The sequence below is a fragment of the Gordonia sp. LUNF6 genome, assembly GCF_047041125.1.
Lineage (GTDB): Bacteria > Actinomycetota > Actinomycetes > Mycobacteriales > Mycobacteriaceae > Gordonia > Gordonia sihwensis.
This window is the reverse complement of the sequence record NZ_CP178181.1, coordinates 1,886,801-1,903,732: the sequence shown is the minus strand read 5'-3', so window position 1 is coordinate 1,903,732 and position 16,932 is coordinate 1,886,801. Positions and strand designations below refer to the sequence as shown.

Annotated in this window: 15 protein-coding genes and 1 riboswitch; of the genes, 1 reads left to right on the top strand and 14 read right to left on the bottom strand. The window is 70.7% G+C overall.

The annotated features are described in order from the left end of the window. Window positions 1-34: 34 nt before the first annotated feature. The 3 genes from ACK8HH_RS08900 to uvrC are packed head-to-tail and all read right to left on the bottom strand — an operon-like array spanning window position 35 to window position 3,953. Window positions 35-1,063 (bottom strand): gluconeogenesis factor YvcK family protein, encoded by a 1,029-nt coding sequence (locus ACK8HH_RS08900; RefSeq protein WP_006894834.1) that lies wholly within the window; start codon window positions 1,061-1,063, stop codon window positions 35-37. Next, window positions 1,060-1,956 (bottom strand): RNase adapter RapZ, encoded by an 897-nt coding sequence (rapZ, locus tag ACK8HH_RS08895; RefSeq protein ID WP_045540113.1) that lies wholly within the window; start codon window positions 1,954-1,956, stop codon window positions 1,060-1,062. Before rapZ ends, ACK8HH_RS08900 begins: the two co-directional genes overlap by 4 nt. Beyond that, window positions 1,953-3,953, bottom strand: coding sequence for an excinuclease ABC subunit UvrC (uvrC, locus tag ACK8HH_RS08890; RefSeq protein WP_045540110.1), 2,001 nt, complete (start codon window positions 3,951-3,953; stop codon window positions 1,953-1,955). Before uvrC ends, rapZ begins: the two co-directional genes overlap by 4 nt. A gap of 108 nt (window positions 3,954-4,061) precedes the next feature. Between uvrC and ACK8HH_RS08885 the strand changes: the two genes are divergently transcribed. After that, entirely contained in the window at window positions 4,062-4,904 is an 843-nt protein-coding gene (locus ACK8HH_RS08885; protein ID WP_062367508.1) for a hypothetical protein, read from the top strand. A 42-nt stretch (window positions 4,905-4,946) separates the two neighbouring features. Here the strand turns inward: ACK8HH_RS08885 and ACK8HH_RS08880 are convergent, their stop codons facing one another. The 11 genes from ACK8HH_RS08880 to coaBC all read right to left on the bottom strand — a co-directional run bounded on the left by ACK8HH_RS08880 (window position 4,947) and on the right by coaBC (window position 16,928). Then, window positions 4,947-5,417 (bottom strand): PH domain-containing protein, encoded by a 471-nt coding sequence (locus ACK8HH_RS08880; RefSeq protein ID WP_006894825.1) that lies wholly within the window; start codon window positions 5,415-5,417, stop codon window positions 4,947-4,949. After that, the gene (gene ribH, locus ACK8HH_RS08875; protein ID WP_006894824.1) at window positions 5,414-5,884 is read right to left on the bottom strand and encodes a 6,7-dimethyl-8-ribityllumazine synthase; all 471 of its coding nucleotides are present in this window, start codon (window positions 5,882-5,884) and stop codon (window positions 5,414-5,416) included. Before ribH ends, ACK8HH_RS08880 begins: the two co-directional genes overlap by 4 nt. After that, complete coding sequence (locus ACK8HH_RS08870; protein WP_006894823.1) at window positions 5,881-7,218, bottom strand: bifunctional 3,4-dihydroxy-2-butanone-4-phosphate synthase/GTP cyclohydrolase II; 1,338 nt, start codon at window positions 7,216-7,218, stop codon at window positions 5,881-5,883. The genes ribH and ACK8HH_RS08870 overlap by 4 nt, the downstream gene beginning before the upstream one ends. Beyond that, complete coding sequence (locus ACK8HH_RS08865; RefSeq protein WP_006894822.1) at window positions 7,211-7,858, bottom strand: riboflavin synthase; 648 nt, start codon at window positions 7,856-7,858, stop codon at window positions 7,211-7,213. Before ACK8HH_RS08865 ends, ACK8HH_RS08870 begins: the two co-directional genes overlap by 8 nt. Before the next feature lie 56 nt (window positions 7,859-7,914). Beyond that, window positions 7,915-8,064: riboswitch (FMN riboswitch) on the bottom strand. A gap of 119 nt (window positions 8,065-8,183) precedes the next feature. Then, on the bottom strand, window positions 8,184-9,170 hold the full coding sequence (gene ribD, locus ACK8HH_RS08860; protein WP_412475729.1) for a bifunctional diaminohydroxyphosphoribosylaminopyrimidine deaminase/5-amino-6-(5-phosphoribosylamino)uracil reductase RibD: 987 nt from the start codon (window positions 9,168-9,170) through the stop codon (window positions 8,184-8,186). A gap of 34 nt (window positions 9,171-9,204) precedes the next feature. Continuing rightward, entirely contained in the window at window positions 9,205-9,909 is a 705-nt protein-coding gene (rpe, locus tag ACK8HH_RS08855) for a ribulose-phosphate 3-epimerase (RefSeq protein ID WP_006894820.1), read from the bottom strand. Window positions 9,910-9,955: 46 nt separating this feature from the next. Continuing rightward, on the bottom strand, window positions 9,956-11,368 hold the full coding sequence (locus tag ACK8HH_RS08850; RefSeq protein ID WP_278127281.1) for an RsmB/NOP family class I SAM-dependent RNA methyltransferase: 1,413 nt from the start codon (window positions 11,366-11,368) through the stop codon (window positions 9,956-9,958). Further along, window positions 11,365-12,306, bottom strand: coding sequence for a methionyl-tRNA formyltransferase (gene fmt / locus ACK8HH_RS08845; protein WP_278127280.1), 942 nt, complete (start codon window positions 12,304-12,306; stop codon window positions 11,365-11,367). The genes ACK8HH_RS08850 and fmt overlap by 4 nt, the downstream gene beginning before the upstream one ends. A 1-nt stretch (window position 12,307) precedes the next feature. After that, window positions 12,308-14,338: a primosomal protein N' gene (locus ACK8HH_RS08840; RefSeq protein ID WP_411815861.1), complete on the bottom strand. Its 2,031-nt coding sequence runs from the start codon at window positions 14,336-14,338 to the stop codon at window positions 12,308-12,310. A gap of 71 nt (window positions 14,339-14,409) precedes the next feature. Beyond that, window positions 14,410-15,624 (bottom strand): methionine adenosyltransferase, encoded by a 1,215-nt coding sequence (gene metK, locus ACK8HH_RS08835; RefSeq protein ID WP_278127279.1) that lies wholly within the window; start codon window positions 15,622-15,624, stop codon window positions 14,410-14,412. After that, a complete protein-coding gene (gene coaBC, locus ACK8HH_RS08830) occupies window positions 15,621-16,928 on the bottom strand; it encodes a bifunctional phosphopantothenoylcysteine decarboxylase/phosphopantothenate--cysteine ligase CoaBC (RefSeq protein ID WP_006894815.1) in 1,308 nt (435 codons plus the stop codon). The genes metK and coaBC overlap by 4 nt, the downstream gene beginning before the upstream one ends. Window positions 16,929-16,932: the final 4 nt, after the last annotated feature.

Genomic DNA, 16,932 nt, shown 5'->3' with positions numbered 1-16,932 from the left:
CAGATGTGCTGGTCCAACCTTACCGGCGATCATTTCAGTCGATCAGCCCGACCACCGTCGCGGCGGTTTTCGCCGGATCGTGCACCGCGGTTCCCGGAACCGCGAGATCCGCCACCCGCAGACGGGCCCCGAACCGGCCCGCCGCGCGTTCGAGATACTCGCGTTCGGCGCCCTCCGGCACCGACGCGGAATCGACGACGACGTCGTCCACCCGAAGGGTGGGAGCGTGCGCGTGCAGCACATGCAGGTGCCGCTCCACCGAGTATCCGGTGGTCTCCCCCGCCTCGGCTGCGAGATTGACGAACAGGATCTTGCGCGCCGACGTCTCGCTCAGCGCATCGAGCTGATCGGGCACCAGCACATGCGGAATCACGCTGGAGAACCACGATCCCGGACCGAGGGTCACCACGTCCGCCTCCCGGATCGCCGCCGCGGCCTGCGCACAACCGGCCGGAGCGTCGGGGATCAGCCGCACCCGCCGCGGCTTTCCCGGTGTGGTCGCGACCGCCACCTGGCCGCGGATCACGCGACTCACCCGGGGGTCCTTCTCCAGTCCGGACACGTCGGCCTCGATCACCAGGGGGACGTCGGCCATCGGCAGCACCCGGCCGTCGACGTCGAAGAGGTCGGTGAGGTCGTCCAACGCTTTCACCACGTCGCCGGTCACCTCGTTGAGCCCGCTGAGGAGCAGGTTGCCGATCGGGTGGCCGGCGAGCGCGCCGTAGCCGCCGAAGCGGTGCTGCAGCACGCGCGCCCAGCGCTGGTGCCGGTCCGCGGAGGCCGGGTCCACGCGCCGTCGCGCCTCGAGCGCGGCCGGGGCCGCCATCAGCGCCGCCAGCGCCATGCGCAGATCGCCCGGCGGAATCAGGCCGAGTTCGGCGCGCAGGCGGCCCGACGATCCTCCGTCGTCGGCGACCGTCACGACGGCCGTGACGTCGGCGGTGAGGTAGCGCAGCGCGGTGAGCGTGTTGAACAGACCGTGGCCGCCGCCGAGCGCCACCACCTTGAGCCCCTCGATCAGGTCGGGTACGGCGATCTCGGGTGCGCCTTCGCCGGCGCTCATTCGTTGCCCAGGTCTCGGTGGGTCACTTCGACGTCGTAGAGCCGGTGGCCGTCGGCGTCGACCACCTCCGACAGTCGTCGCGCCAGATCCTCGGACATCGCGACGCTGCGGTGCTTCCCGCCCGTGCAGCCGATGCCGAGGGTCATGTATCCCTTGCCCTCGCGCAGGTAGCCGCGGCCGACGATGCCCACGATGTCGACGTACCGGTCGAGGAACTCCGCGGCGTCCTCCTGTCCCAGCACATAGTCGCGGACCTGCGGTTCGCGGCCGTTGTGCTCGCGCAGTTCCGGGATCCAGAACGGGTTCGGCAGGAACCGCACGTCAGCGACGAGATCGCAGTCGATCGGCAGTCCGTACTTGAACCCGAACGACTGCACCGCGATGGCGAGCCGGCGGCCCGCGACGTTGGGGAAGACGTTCTCCACGATCGACCGCAGTCGGGTGGAACTCAGGTTGGAGGTGTCGATCACGGTGTCGGCTCCGGCCGCGAGCGGTGCCATGACCGCACGTTCGGCGGCGATCCCCTCTCCCAGAGTGCCGTTGCCCTGCAACGGGTGCCGCCTGCGGACCTGCTCGAACCGGCGGACCAGCACCTCGTCGGAGGCGTCGACGAAGATCATCGACGTGGTGGCGCCGCCGTCCTCCAGATCGCGGCGCAGCGCCGCCATCTCGGCCGCGAAGGAGGGATCGCCGCCCCGGACCACCATCGCGATCCGCTGCGCACCCACCTCGCTGCTCCGCACCATCTGCACGAGCTGCGAGATCAACGAGATCGGCACGTTGTCGCTGACATACCAGCCGTCGTCCTCGAGGACGTTGGCCACCGACGTGCGGCCGGCACCGGACATGCCGGTGACGAACAGCACCGTCGTACGGCTATCCGTTTCAGTCAACTCTGCGATTCCTCCATGTCGGGGACGGTCGTCTCGGGGCTTTCGCGGTCGGAGTCGTGGAGCGCGTCGTGGACGGCCTGCGCGGTGGCCGGGCCGATGCCCTTCACTTCGCCGATCTCCGCCACGGTCGCCTTCTTCAGATTGGCCACGGAACCGAAATGAGTCACCAGCGCCGTCCGCCGCCCCGCACCCAGGCCGGCGATCCCGTCGAGCGCCGAGGCGGTCATCCGTTTGCTGCGCTTGCTGCGGTGGAAGGTGATGGCGAACCGGTGCGCCTCGTCGCGCACGCGCTGCAACAGGAACAGGGCTTCGCTGTTGCGGGGCAGGATCACCGGCTCATCATCACCCGGAATCCACACCTCTTCCAGTCGTTTGGCCAGACCCACGACGGCCACGTCGGTGACGCCGAGCTCGTCGAGGACCGAGGCGGCGGCGTGCGCCTGGGGCGCGCCGCCGTCGACGACGAACAGATTCGGCGGATATGCGAATTTCCTCGGTCGGCGCGAAGTGGCCTCGTCGTCGGCCGCCGTCTGCCCCGATGCGCCCGCCTGATCCGAGGCGGACTCTTCCGGCGGCGGGGTGATGGCCCCGTCGCGGTGTCGGGCGAAGCGGCGCCGGGTGACCTCGGCGATCGACGCGACGTCGTCGGAGCGCCCGTCGCCGGCCGCCTCCTTGATCGAGTAATGCCGGTAGTCCGACTTCCGTGCCAGACCGTCCTCGAAGACGACGAGCGAGGCCACGACGTCCGTGCCCTGGACGTGCGAGATGTCGATGCACTCGATCCGCAGCGGCGCCGTGTCGAGCCCCAGTGCCTCCTGCAGCTCGGTCAGCGCCGCCGACCGAGTGGTCAGATCCCCCGCACGCTGCAGCTTGTGCCGCGCGAGGGCCTCGGTGGCGTTGCGTTCCACCGTCGTCATCAGCGTGCGCTTGTCGCCGCGCTGCGGAACGCGCAGACTCACGTGCGCCCCGCGTCGCTCGGCGAGCCACTTCTCGACATCCGCGGCGTCGTCGGGCAGTGCGGGAACCAGCACCTCGCGCGGGATGCCCGAACTCATGTCCGTCTCGGCGCCGTAGAACTGGGTCAGGAAGGTGCCGACCTGATCGGCGAGCGAGGCGTTCTCCTGGACCTCGACCACCCATCCGCGCTGACCGCGCACCCGTCCGTCCCGGACGTGGAAGACCTGCACGGACGACTCGAGTTCGTCGCCGACCAGAGCGATCACGTCGGCATCTGTCCCCGACCCCAGCACCACGGCCTGCTTCTCCATCGCGCGCCGCAGCGCGGAGACGTCGTCGCGCAGCCGGGCCGCCCGCTCGAAGTCGAGTTCCTCCGCCGCGCTGTTCATCTCGCGTTCGAGGTTTCGGATCAGACTGTCCGTGCGCCCGCCGAGGAAGTCGCAGAAGTCCTCGACGATCTCCCGGTGCTCGGCGGCCGACACACGGCCGACGCAGGGTGCCGAGCACTTGTCGATGTAGCCGAGCAGGCACGGCCGACCCATCTGCTCGCTGCGGCGGAATACTCCTTTGGAGCACGTCCGGACGCCGAAGACGCGGGTCAGCAGATCGACCGTCTCGCGAATGGCCCAGGCGTGCGAGTACGGGCCGAAGTACCGGACGCCGGGCCGGCGCGCCCCGCGGTAGACGAAGACGCGCGGATACTCCTCGTTGAGGGTGACCGCGAGCATCGGGTAGCTCTTGTCGTCGCGGTAGCGGACGTTGAACCGCGGGTCGAACTCCTTGATCCAGTTGTATTCGAGCTGCAGCGCCTCCACCTCGGTGGTGACGACGGTCCACTCCACTGAGGCGGCGGTGGTGACCATCTGCCGGGTGCGCGGATGCAGGCCGGTGATGTCGGCGAAGTACGACGTGAGCCGTTGCCGCAGATTCTTGGCCTTGCCGACATAGATGACCCGGCCGTGCTGATCGCGGAACTTGTAGACGCCGGGATCGGTCGGGATGGTGCCCGGCGCCGGTCGGTAAGTCGATGGATCAGCCACGCCCCCAGGTTAGTCGCCGCCGGTGACACGGGTTCGGCCCGGACGCGGTCACGACACCGCGCGGTGGTACCGCTGCGGCGAGACGCCCGCCGCGCCTAGCCTTGTCGCATGACCGGTCGGCACCGCAGACACCGGCGGCCGGCGGCGTTCGCGCTCGCCGGCGCGCTGATGAGCGCGGTGGCTCTCGGGGCCTGCGCCACCGACTCCGCCGACTCCTTCGCCGAGGACTACACCGCCTATCTGCGCGGCCGGTCCGACGTGACCTCGTTTCGCGTGCACCCCAACAATGCGGTCCTGAGCCGCGGTTCGGTGGACACCGTCGTCTCACTGCGCGCCGGACTGCCGGACGAGGACGTCGCGCGCGCGGCGCGTGAGCTCGCCGCCCACCGCGGCGGCGCCGTCATCGACGAGCACCGCATCCGCGTCGAGTTCTCGGCACGCGACTCCTCCGGCGGACCCGTCGCGGCCGAGATCTACCTGGTACCCGGTTCCGACAACCCGCGCCTCGGCGATCCGGCGAGGTATCTGGACTGGGTCCGGCGGACCCGGCAGTTCACCGCGTCGAACCCCGGGGTCACTGCGGTGCGCGCCTGGCGCACGGCGATCGCCGCCGAGTCGTCGCGGGACGCGTACCCGCTGGCGGAGAGCCTCGACCGGTTCATCGCCGACGATTCCGGGGGCATTCGCGAACTCTCGGTGACCGGTTCGGACTGCGTGTTGCAGTGGGACGCCGGAGACACGCCGGCCGATCTCGGGCGGTACCGGGACCTGCTCGCACTGCTGCCGGCCGGCACCTCCCCCGTGCACTGCCGGGCCACCTCGCAGCGGCCCGAACCCGCGGCGGCGGTCTATCTCACGGTGTCCCGGACCACGCCGGACACGGTCGTGGAATCGATACGGGCGCGAGCCGCCGAGATCGGTCTGCCCGCGCAGATCGCGGTCGCCGCATGAGGCGACGACGATGTCGGACGGCCGCGCGCTCCGGCTTCCGGCTCACTCGGCGTTCTGTGCCACCCCGTATCGAGTCTGGAACTCGCGATAGCGCTCCATCGCGTCCACCGCGAGGTCGCCGTCGCGCGCCTGCACGGCCATCACCGGGATGTGCTCGTCGCCGGGGAACAGCAACCGCGCACAGAACCCCTTCTCCGGGTACTCCAGGCCGAGCACCTGATCCCACGGGAATACCCGCTCGGAGACGAGGTTGAGAACTCCGACGCCCTCGGGCCCGAGCCGCAGTCGCGCGCGGGTCAGGAAGAGGATCGCGCCGCTGATCACGACGCCGACGCCGATCAACGCCACCTTGTCCGACCATCCGACGTTGACGCCCGTGTATGAGATGTCCAGGAGCAGCCCGAAGGTCAGGTGGATGATCATCACCACCGCGACCGCCACCCACGCGGCGATCCGCATCCACCGCGGCCGGTAGACGTACTCCCACGTGTCGTCGGTCGCGGCGTCGGTCATTCCAGTCCCCGGAGGATGAGCGCGGAGGCCAGGGCCGCGGTCATCGCCTGCGCGCCCTTGTCCTCGGCCGAATCCGGCAGGCCCGCGCGATTGAGGGCCTGCGCCTCGTTCAAAGTGGTCAGGACACCGTTGCCCACCGGTGTCGACTCGTCGAGCGAGACACGCGTGAGGCCCGCGGTGACCGCGTCGCAGACGTACTCGAAGTGCGGGGTCTCGCCCTTGATGACGACGCCGAGCGCGACGACCGCGTCGTGGGTGCGCGCGAGCGCCTGAACGATCACCGGCAGCTCGATGGCACCGGCGACCTGCACCACCGTCGGCTCGGTGACGCCGTTGGCCGCCGCGGCGCGCAGTGCGCCTTCCAGCAGCGCGGTGCAGATCGTCTCATGCCACTGCGAGGCGACGATCGCGACCTTCAGTCCGCTCGCGTCCGCGAGATCGAGGGTGGGTTCACCGACGCCGCTCATGCACCTTCTCCAGTTCCCTCTGCCGCCTCGGGCAGGATGTCGTCCAGACCGTCGAGCACATGGCCCATGCGGTCGCGCTTGGTACGCAGGTAGCGCAGGTTCTCGGCGTTCGCGCGCACCGGCATCGGCACGCGGTCCACGATCTCCAGCCCGTACCCGTCGAGGCCGACGCGCTTGGCCGGGTTGTTGGTCAGCAGGCGCATCGATCGCACGCCCAGGTCTACCAGAATCTGCGCGCCGAGACCGTAGTCGCGGGCGTCGGCGGGCAGACCGAGTTCCAGATTCGCATCGACGGTGTCGGCACCGCTGTCCTGCAGCTGGTACGCCTGCAGCTTGTGCATCAGACCGATGCCGCGGCCCTCGTGCCCGCGCATGTACAGCACCACGCCGCGGCCCTCGCGGCCCACCATCTCCATGGCCGCCTGCAGCTGCGGCCCGCAGTCGCACCGCAGTGAGCCGAAGACGTCGCCGGTGAGGCACTCGGAGTGCACGCGCACCAGGACGTCCTCGCCGTTCTCGGCGATGTCGCCCATCACCAGCGCGATGTGCTCGGCGTCGTCGTAGGGGCTCTGGTACCCGACGGCGCGGAAGGTCCCGTACTCGGTGGGAATGCGCGCGTCGGCGACCTTCTCGACGTGCTTCTCGTGATGCCTGCGCCACGAGATCAGGTCGGCGATCGAGATCAGGGCCAGTTCGTGCTCATCGGCGAAGACCCGGAGCTCGTCGGTGCGGGCCATGTGTCCCGGATCCTTCTGGCTGACGATCTCGCAGATCACGCCCGCGGGCGCCAGACCCGCGGCGGTGGCCAGATCGACGGCCGCCTCGGTGTGGCCCGGGCGGCGGAGCACGCCGCCCTCTTTGGCGCGCAACGGCACCACGTGCCCGGGACGGGTGAAGTCGTGGGCGTCCGACGTCGGGTCGGCCAGCTTGCGCATGGTGGTCGCCCGGTCGGCCGCGCTGATGCCGGTCCCGATGCCTTCGCGGGCGTCGACGGTGACGGTGTACGCGGTGCCGTGCTTGTCCTGGTTCACCGAGTACATCGGCGGCAGCCCGAGCCGGTCGCAGTCGTCGCCCGCGAGGGGCACGCACAGGTAGCCCGACGTATAACGCACCATGAACGCCACCAGCTCCGGAGTCGCCTTCTCGGCGGCGAAGATGAGGTCGCCCTCGTTCTCGCGGTCCTCGTCGTCCACGACCACGACGGCCTTGCCCGCGGCGATGTCGGCGATGGCGCGCTCCACGCTGTCGAGGACCACGCGTCCCGTCTCACCGCCGACTGTCGACCCGCTGCCCTCGGCGCTCTCGCGCACCCCGCCGGTCCCGATCTCACTCATTCGGCTCACTGCCTTCCACACCACTGGTCGCGAGCCGGCCGGCGCCGGTGAGACGCTCGACGTACTTCGCGATGACATCGACTTCCAAGTTCACGCGCACCCCGGCTCGGGCGCCGGAGAGGTTCGTCTCACTCAGAGTCGTCGGAATCAACGACACCTCGAACCAGTCCCCGTATTCCCGGTCGACACCGACGGACGAGACCGTCAACGAGATGCCGTCGACGGTGATCGACCCCTTCTCGACGATGTAGCGTGCGAGCTGCTCGGGAATGCCGATCCGTACCACGGTCCAGTTCTCGCTCGGCGACACCGAGACGATGACGCCGACCCCGTCGACGTGTCCCTGAACGATGTGCCCGCCGAAACGGCCGCCCGCGGCCATCGCGCGTTCGAGGTTGACGCTCGCGCCCGGACCCAGGCGGTCGAGTGAACTGCGCCGCAGCGTCTCGGCCATCACGTCGACGGTGAACTCGTCGTCGGTCAGCTCGGTGACTGTGAGACAGACGCCGTTGACGGCGATCGAATCTCCGAATGAGGCATCGCTGGTGACCAGCGGCCCACGAATACGAAAACGCGCGGCCTCAGTGAGGTCGTCGCGAGCGGTGATTTCGCCGCGTTCCTCCACGATTCCCGTGAACACCGTCTCTCCTTTGCCAGGTGTGCTCGGGAGAGACAGATCGCGGCACGGCGCCGCACTGCCATTCTCTCGTATCCGGACTCTGACCGTCGGCCCCGGAATCGCACCGGAGTCTGCTCGTCCCCTCGCTGTCGCGAGGGCGCTCGCGGGCTCATCCCTTGGAGGGCATCACCGCCGGTGGGGAATTTCACCCCGCCCCGAGAACTCAATATTGAAATTAGCACGCAGCCGGGCCCAGCCGCGTACCCGCTCTCCCGTACACCGGGTCCGGGCACGTCAGAGGGCCTCGCACCGTTAAGCGCGCAGTGCGCGAAACGCCGGCCTGTGCTCAGTCGCGGCGCTCGAGGGTGACCAGCAGGTCGTCGCCGAGTCCACGCGTGCCGGTCCGGATGAAGCGGTGCGCATCCGCGAGTGTTCCGACCGTGCCGTCGTCCACCGCTGCGCGGCCCGCTCCCAGCACAGTGGGTGCCAGGTAGCAGTGCAGTTCGTCGACGAGACCTGCTGCGAGGAACGCTCCGATGATCGCCGGGCCCCCCTCCACCAGGACGTGCAGTGCGTCCGGCAGCGCGGCCACCACCTCGCGCGGGTCACGGCTCGCGACGTGCAGCAGCGGGGACGGTCCACTGCGCACCCGTGCCGTCGGGGGCACGTCGCGCAGCCCGAGGACGACGCGGGTGGGCTGGTGGCTGTACAGCGTCCCGTCCGGCCGCCGGGCGGTGAGCGCCGGATCGTCGGCGATCACCGTTCCGGTCCCGACCACGATGGCGTCGATCCGCGCGCGCTGCGCATGCGCATGCTCGCGTGCGGCGGCGCCGGTGATCCACTGGCTGGTGCCGTCGGGTGCCGCGACGCGGCCGTCGAGAGTCGCCGCGATCTTCGCCGTGACGAACGGACGCCCCCGCTCACGCTGGAAGAGCCACTGCCGCAGCGGACCTCGGCGAGCCTCGTGCTCGAGCACCGACTCATGGACGTCGACGCCCGCGGCCCGTAGCGTGGCGGCGCCGCCGGCCGCCGCCGGATTGGGATCGCCTACGGCGAAGTGCACCGCCGAGACGCCGGCGGCGAGCAGCGCCTGCGAGCACGGGCCGGTGCGACCGGTGTGATCGCAGGGTTCGAGGGTCACGACGGCCGTGCCGCCCCGCGCCCGGTCCCCCGCCTCGCGCAGGGCCATCACTTCGGCGTGCGGCCCGCCCGGCGGCTGGGTCCGGCCCACTCCCACCACCTCGCCGAGCTCGTCGAGGATCACCGCGCCGACGGGCGGATTCGGTGAGCTGAGTCCCTGCGAGTCCGCGGACTCGGCGATCGCACGCCGCATCGCGGCGGCGACGGTGGCCGCACCGACCACCGCGCTACCGGCCGTCGCGGACGAGGGTGGCTTTGCGGCGCAACTGCGCCACGCGGGCGGCGGGATCGTCGCCGCCGTACACGGCCGACCCCGCGACGAAGCAGTCCACCCCGGCCTCGGCGGCCTGCTCGATGGTGGAATCGCTGATCCCGCCGTCGATCTCGATCAGCAGGCGCAGGTCGCCGCTGTCGACCCGGCTCCGGATGGTGCGGACTTTGTCGAGCACCTCGGGCATGAACTTCTGCCCACCGAAGCCCGGCTCCACGCTCATCACCAACAGCGTGTCGAAGTCCCGCAGGATCTCCAGGTACGGCTCCAGCGGCGTGCCGGGCTTGATGGCCAGGCCGGCCTTGCCTCCGGCCGCGCGGATGTCGCGGGCCACGGCCGACGGATCGTCGGCGGCCTCGGCGTGGAAGGTCACGTTGTAGGCGCCGGCCTCCGCGTACGGCGGCGCCCAGCGGCCCGGGTCCTCGATCATCAGGTGGCAGTCGAGCGGAATGTCGGTGGCCTTGAGCAGGCTCTCGACCACCGGCAGGCCGAGCGTCAGATTCGGCACGAAATGGTTGTCCATCACGTCGACGTGAACCCAGTCGACGCCGGGATCGACGTCGGACGGGCCGACCGCCGCGATCTCCGCGGCGAGATTGGCGAAGTCGGCGGACAGGATGGACGGGGCGATCATCGGTGCCGGGCGGCCGGGGTTGCACATGGCGCTGATTCTACGAGAACGCGGCCGGCGCTCTCGCGGCAGCGCGTCAGTCCTTCCGCAGTGCGGCCAGGAACATGGCGTCGGTGTCGTGGCGGTGCGGCCAGAGCTGAACGTACGGCCCGTCTCCCAGCGACTCCGGATCGAAGACATCGCCCGCGACCAGCGGGCGAGCGTCGAGGCGGCTCACCCCGGCCACCTCCGTGAGCACCGTGTCGACCACCTCGACGGTCTCGGCCGGATGCGGCGAGCACGTCGAGTACACGACCACACCGCCCGGCTTCACCAGATGCAGGGCTTCGGCGAGCAACTCCCTCTGCAGGGTCACCAGCTCCGGGAGGTCTTCGGGCCTCCGACGCCAGCGGGCCTCCGGGCGCCGTCGCAGCGACCCCAGTCCCGAACAGGGAGCGTCCACCAGAATCCGGTCGAAGCCCGGCTCCAGTCCTGATGACCGGCCGTCGGCGACGTGCACGGTCACCGGCAGCGAGTCGACCACCTTCTCGATCAGCTCGGCACGATGCGCGGAGATCTCGACGGCGTCCAGATGAGCGCCCGACACCTCGGCGAGCGACCCCAGCAGCGCGGCCTTGCCGCCCGGACCGGCGCAGAGGTCGAGCCACCGGCCGCCGTCGTCGCCGACGTCGGCACGTGCCAGCGCGACCGCGACCAGTTGGCTCCCCTCGTCCTGGACTCCGGCGAAGCCCTCCCGCACCGCGTCGAGCTCGCCCGGATCTCCGCCCTCGGGCAGGTACACGCAGTACGGCGAATAGCGTCCCTCGTCGCCGCCGCTGATCAACGCGAGTTCCTCGGCGGTGATCTGTCCCGGCCGTGCGACGAGATGCACGATCGGCCGCTCGTCGTCGGCGGCGAGCGCCGCCTGCAGCTCACCCGTCGACCCGCCGAGCGCCCGGTGGAATATCTCGCCGATCCACCGCGGATGCGCATACGTGAACGACAGGTTGCCGATGCGATCGTCCATCATCGACGGCGCGAGTTCGTCGATCCAGAGCTGCTCGTCGCGCTGACTCACCTTGCGCAGGACCGCGTTGACGAATCCGGACGGTCCCATCCCGTTCTCGCTGCGCGCGATGTCGACGGAGGTCGACACCGCCGCGTGCGACCCGATCCGCGTACGCAACAGCTGATAGGTCCCCAGCCGCAGTACGTCGAGCAGGCTTCCGTCGATCTCGTCGACGGGGCGGCCCGCCGCGGCGGCGATCACGGCGTCGAGCAGGCCGAGAGACCGAGCCGAACCATAGGTCAGCTCCGTGGCCAGCGCGGCGTCCCGGCCGGTGATCCTCCGCTCGCGAAGCAGTCTGGGCAGCAGTAGATTCGCGTACGCGTCGCGTTCGCGCACCGCCCGCAGCACATCGCGCGCCACGATGCGTGCCGGGTCGAGATCCTTCTCGCGATACTTGCGCTCCGGGCGCCGATCGCCGCTCCGATGCTCCGCAGGGCTCATCCGAAGTGCTCCGTTCCGTCGAGCCGGCTGCCACGTGCCCAGTCGGCGGCGTTCATCGATTTCTTTCCCGGCGCCTGCACCGTCGTCAGCCGCACCGCACCGGACGCCGTGCCGACGAAGACCGCCTTCTTGGTGACCGCGAGCGCTCCGCACTCCAGAGCTCCCGGGACATCGGCGTCGCCGTCGACCGGGATCACCGGGCCGAGTTTGATACGTGCGTCGCCGAGCATCGTCCACGCGCCCGGTGCCGGGGTGTGGGCGCGCACCGTGCGCCCGATGATGTGCGACGGCAGGTCCCAGCGCACGCGCGCATCGTCGGTCGTGATCTTCCCGGCGTGCGAGACGCCTTCGGCGTCCTGGGGCACCGGAGCCAGTTCGCCCGCCGCGATCCCGTCCACGACGGCGCGGAGCAGGCCCGAGCCCGACACCGAGAGCCGCTCGAGGAGATCGCCCGCGGTGTCGGTGTCGCGGATCCGCTCGGTGAGCGTGCCGTAGACGGGTCCGGTGTCGAGTCCGGCTTCGAGAGCGAAGACGCTCGCCCCGGTGAACTCGTCGCCCGCGGCGATGGCCGCCTGCACCGGAGCGGCTCCCCGCCACGCGGGCAGTACCGAGAAGTGCAGGTTCACCCAGCCGCGAGGCAGCATGTCCAGGACGCTCTGCGGGATCAGTCCGCCGTATGCGACGACGACCCCGAGGTCGGCGTTCCACCGGACCAGCGCCTGGGACACCTCCGGATCGGACATCCGGCGGGGCGTCAGGACCTCGATCCCGTAGCTGTCGGCGAGCGTCCCGACCTCCGACCGGATCATCCGGCGTCCGCGGCCGGCCGTGGTGTCCGGTCTGGTGATGACGCCGACCACCTCGTGGTCGGGCGAATCGAGCAGTTCCTGCAGGGTCGGCACCGCCACCTCGGGCGTGCCGGCGAACACCAGCCTCATGTCAACCAATCGTAGGGGGATCGACTTGGACCCTGATGCCCGCGGTGTCGTCGTGCCGGGCGTTCCGGAGCGCCTGGGCGTTACGCAGTGCCTCGGCCAGTGACCGCCCGGCGCTGCGCGGTGTGCGCAACAGCATGCGATCCACCGGCCCCGACTCGTCCAGGCCGGCGGGACGGCGCACCCCCGCGGGCAGCGGCACCGGCCCCAGCGTCTCGGCCTCCGGCGGCATGGTGAGCAGGTCGAGGAACGCCGACACGGCCGCGGGCGGTCCGTCCACCGACGCCATCGTCACCGCGGGCGGGAACTTCAACTCCAGCCGTTGCCGCAGCTCGGCGGTGGCGAATCCCACCGGATCCCACCGGATGAGCGCCTGTACCGGCGACGCGGCCGCGTCGGCAACCACCACCACGCGGCCGCCCTCGGCACGGGGCCGCACCAGCGTCGCCACCGCCATCCAGGCGCGGACCGCCTCCTCGGCGGCACGCAGATCCTCCCGGGCCAGCTGCGCCCAGGTGTCGAGCAGCACCGCGGCCCCGTAGCCGCCCGGCGCGCGCGGCGCCGCGCCCGGCGTGGCGATCACCACCCGCGGCCCGGCCGGCACCTCGTCGACGATCTTGTCGCCGGAGGAGGTGACGATCGGGACGCCGCGGAAGGCGCGTCCGAGTTCTTCGGCGGTGCGCCGATCCCCGATCATCAACGCGCGCACCGCGGTGCCCGCGCACACCGGACAGACGAAGCGGTTCTCCGGTCGTCCGCACCACCGGCAGGCGAGGTCGCCGCGTTCGCTCATCTGCAGCGGACCGTTGCAGGCTCGGCACCGGGCGTGCGCGCGGCACCGGGCGCACGCCACCGACGGCAGGTAACCGCGCCGAGGCACGCTGAACAGCACCGCCTGGTCGGCGGCGAGGGCTCGCCGGGCCGCGTCGAAGGCGATCGCCGGTATCCGCGCGGTCCGCGCCATCGGATCGCCCGCCACGCGGCGATCCTCGTCGGAGAGTCCGTCGACGCGCGGCATCGCCTCCCGGACCGCGGCCCGCGGGGCGACGACGTCGAACGCCCAGCCCGACTCCACCAATGCCTGCGCGTCGGTGGTGCGGGAGTGTCCGCCGATCAGCAGCGCCGCCCCGCTGCCGTGGGCGCGGAGAACGGCCACCTCGCGCGGGTGCGGATAGGGCGACCGCGGCTCGTCGAGACTGTCGTCCCCGTCGTCGAAGACCACCACCAGGCCGAGATCGACGACGGGTGCGAAGACGGCGCTGCGCGTGCCGATCACCACCCGTGCCCGTCCGCGCAGCGCCGACAGCCAGCGCCGGTACCTCGCGGTGGGACCGAGGCCCGCGGCGAGAGTCACGCAGGCGTCGCCGAGCAGCGGTTCGCACGCCGCTTCGAGACGATCGAGATCCCGCTGGTCGGGCACCACGATCACCACCCCGCGCCCGGATGCCGCGACCGACGCCGCGAGTTCGGCCAGCCGGGCGGCCACGTCCTCGCCGGGCAGCGCCTGCCAGCAGGCGTGCGGATGCCCTCCGGCGACCGCCTGTTCGATGAACGACCGCCCCGAGTCGTAGACGTCCCAGCCGGCTGCGGCCGGCTCGGCGATCGGCCGCGCCACGTCGTGACTGGCCGCCTCCTTCTCCACCCGTGCGTGCCGCGGCGGGATCGCCAGCCGCAGGACGTCGGCCATCGTGCCCGCGTACCGGTCGGCGACCGCACGGCACAGCGCGGCCAGTTCGGGGGTGAGGACGGGTTCGGGCGAGACGACGCGATCGAGCCACGACAGCGCGCCCTCGTGTTCGCTGCGGTCGAGCCGTTCCAAGAGGTAGCCGTCCACCAACCGGCCGGCGAAACGCACACGGACGCGGACGCCCGGCTGGGCGTCCGCGTCCGTCTTGGCGTCCACGAGGTAATCGAAGGGCCGGTCCAGGTGAGCCAGCCCGAGCATCGGCAGCACACGGGCCACCGGTCGCTGCGGTGCGGCGACCCGCTGATTGCGCGGAGGCTTCGCGGCCACGCGCTCGGTCTCGGCTGTCACACGTCGAGATTAGCGATCGCCTGAGACCGCGCCGCGGCGGACCGCTCCCCGACCTGCAGCCTCGCGCACTCTTACAGGCCTGCGGCCTCGCGGAGTGCGGCGACGCGGTCGGTGCGCTCCCACGGCAGATCCACATCGGTCCGGCCGAAGTGTCCGTACGCGGCGGTCGGTGCGTAGATCGGCCGCAGCAGGTCCAGATCGCGGATGATGGCCCCGGGACGAAGGTCGAAGACCTGCGAGATCGCCTTCTGAATGGTGCCGGGGTCCACCTTCTCGGTGTCGAAGGTCTCGACGAACAGACCGACGGGCGCGGCCTTGCCGATGGCGTAGGCCACCTGGACCTCGATGCGGCTGGCCAGGCCCGCCGCAACGGCGTTCTTCGCCACCCAGCGCATCGCGTAGGCGGCGCTGCGGTCGACCTTCGACGGGTCCTTGCCCGAGAACGCACCGCCGCCGTGACGCGCCATGCCGCCGTAGGTGTCGACGATGATCTTGCGGCCGGTGAGACCGGCGTCGCCCATCGGTCCGCCGAGCACGAAGCTGCCGGTGGGGTTCACCAGCAGACGCGGGTCGGAGGTGTCGAGCTTCACCGGGAGGTCGCGTTCGGCGAAGACCGGCTCGAGGACGTGCTTGCGGATGTCGGGGGCGAGCATGCCCTCGATGTCGATGTCGGCGGCGTGCTGCGTGGAGACCACCACGGTGTCGAGACGGACCGGGGTGTCGCCCGCGTACTCGATGGTGACCTGAGTCTTGCCGTCGGGACGCAGGTACGGCAGGACGCCGTCCTTGCGGACCTGGGTCAGCCGGCGCGAGAGCCGGTGGGCCAGCGCGATCGGCAGCGGCATCAGCTCGGGCGTCTCGTCGGTGGCGTAACCGAACATCAGGCCCTGGTCGCCTGCACCCTGCTGGTCGATGTCGTCGTCGTGGGTGCCGGTGCGCTTCTCGTGCGAGTGGGTCAGGCCCTGGGCGATCTCCGGCGACTGCGCGCCGATCGCGATGTTGACGCCGCACGACGTGCCGTCGAAGCCCTTGGTGGACGAGTCGTAGCCGATCTCGAGGATCTTCTCGCGCACGATGGTCGGGATGTCGACGTAGGCGGTGGTGCTGACCTCGCCCGCGACATGCACCTGACCGGTGGTGACCAGGGTCTCCACGGCCACCTTGGCCTTCGGATCCTTCGCGAGCATCGCGTCCAGGATCGAGTCGCTGATCGCGTCACAGATCTTGTCCGGATGACCCTCGGTGACGGATTCGCTCGTGAATAGACGGGACGCTGAGGCGCTCATCGGTTCCTCTCGGGGTTGTGTGTCAGTTCGTTGCCGTCTCGTTCGCCGGTGCCGGCGCGCGAGGGCACCTGTCCATCTGGCACGAGAGCGGCCACTTCGTCAAGGATTCTGCTCGCCATCAAAGTTTTTGAGCCGAATGGCAGTCCGGTCTCGCGGCCGTCCGCGGTCAGCAGCCAGCCGGTGTTGTCCTCGGTGCCGAACGCCTTGCCGCCGCCGACGGCGTTGACGACCAGCAGGTCGCAGCCCTTTCTGCGGAGCTTGGCGCGGCCGTGGTCGAGGACTCCGCCGTCGGCGTCACCGGTCTCTGCGGCGAATCCGACGATCACGGTACTCCGGGGAATCCGGCCCTGCGCACGGTCGGCGACCAGGCCGGCGAGAATATCGGGGTTGGTGTCCAAGTGGATGGGAGAGGGTCCGTCGTCGCCCTTCTTGATCTTGGCGCCGGCCACCGCCGTGGGCCGGAAGTCGGCGACGGCGGCCGCCATGATCACCACGTCGGCATCCGCGGCCCGCGTGGTCATCTCCGACTGCATCTCGCGTGCGGAGTCCACGTGAACGATCTCGACCGATGCCGGCTCACCCGGATCCGAGGTGGCGCCGGAGACCAGCGTCACCCGGGCTCCGCGCTGCGAGGCCGCCCGGGCCAGGGCGTACCCCTGTTTGCCGGAACTGTGGTTGCCCAGGTATCGCACCGGGTCGAGAGCCTCGCGGGTGCCGCCGGCGCTGATCACCATGCGCACACCCGACAGGTCGTAGGGCAGAGCGTCGGCGCGGGTCAGCAGGAGATCCCCCAGCGCCGCGATCTCGGCGGGCTCGGGCATGCGCCCGGCACCGCTGTCGGTGCCGGTGAGACGCCCCACGGCCGGAGTCATGACCGTCACGCCGCGACTCCGGAGGGTCGCGACATTGGCGACGGTAGCCGGATGCTCCCACATCTCGGTGTGCATCGCCGGAACGAACAGCACCGGACAGCTCACCGTGAGCAGCGATGCGGTCAGCAGGTCGTCGGCGCGACCCGCGACCGCGCGGGCCATCAGGTCCGCCGTCGCCGGCGCGACGATCACCAGGTCGGCGCGGCGTCCCAGCGCCACATGCGCCACCTCGTCGACGTCGTCGAAGACCTCGGTGCTGACCGGGTTGCCCGACAGCGCCTCGAAGGTGGCGGCCCCGACGAAGTTGAGGGCGGCCCTGGTCGGCATCACTCGGACGTCGTGCCCCGCCTCGGTGTAGTGCCGGATGACCGAACACACCTTGTATGCGGCGATACCGCCGCCCACACCGATCAGGATGTGCGCTTTGGACACCTGT